The organism is Corynebacterium sp. HMSC034B08 (genome assembly GCF_001835805.1).
Classification (GTDB): Bacteria; Actinomycetota; Actinomycetes; order Mycobacteriales; family Mycobacteriaceae; genus Corynebacterium; species Corynebacterium coyleae.
Genome location: NZ_KV825970.1, coordinates 1,633 through 2,058, shown reverse-complemented (window position 1 = coordinate 2,058; position 426 = coordinate 1,633). Strand labels below are relative to the sequence as shown.

The window sequence follows — 426 nt, the reverse complement described above, 5'->3', positions numbered from 1 at the left end:
CACAATGTGGAGCGATCGACGTGTGAACCGTGACAGAGCAAGGGCGGGTGAGGATGACTGACGACGACGGTGAACTCCCGGTGTTTGTCGACGACCAGTCGTACTGAACCTGTTCAGAATGCGGCTCAGATTGTGTCCCTGACCCGTTTATTGCGGGCGAAGGTGAAGGCATCCGTATCGCGTTCATCTGCCCGAGCTGTGGAGTGCAGTCCGTCATCGACCCGTTCGAAGACACGCGGTAAACACCAGCTGCGCAAACGCAGAAAAGGCCCCGCCACCACCTCGATGAAGGTGATGACGGGGCCAAGGGTTGATTTCGCGTGGGTTAGCTGATGCCGAGCTTGTCGTTGACGCGTTTTTGCACGGCCGCGTAGTTGGCTCCGAGGCGACGCTTGCGTTCCTCACCGTTGCCATAGTCTCCACGGA

At 58.7% G+C, this 426-nt stretch carries 1 pseudogene; it reads right to left on the bottom strand.

The window, feature by feature from the left end:
- Nucleotides 1–337 precede the first annotated feature (337 nt).
- Nucleotides 338–426, bottom strand: a pseudogene (locus HMPREF2656_RS13645) (N-acetylmuramoyl-L-alanine amidase); the annotation flags it as partial.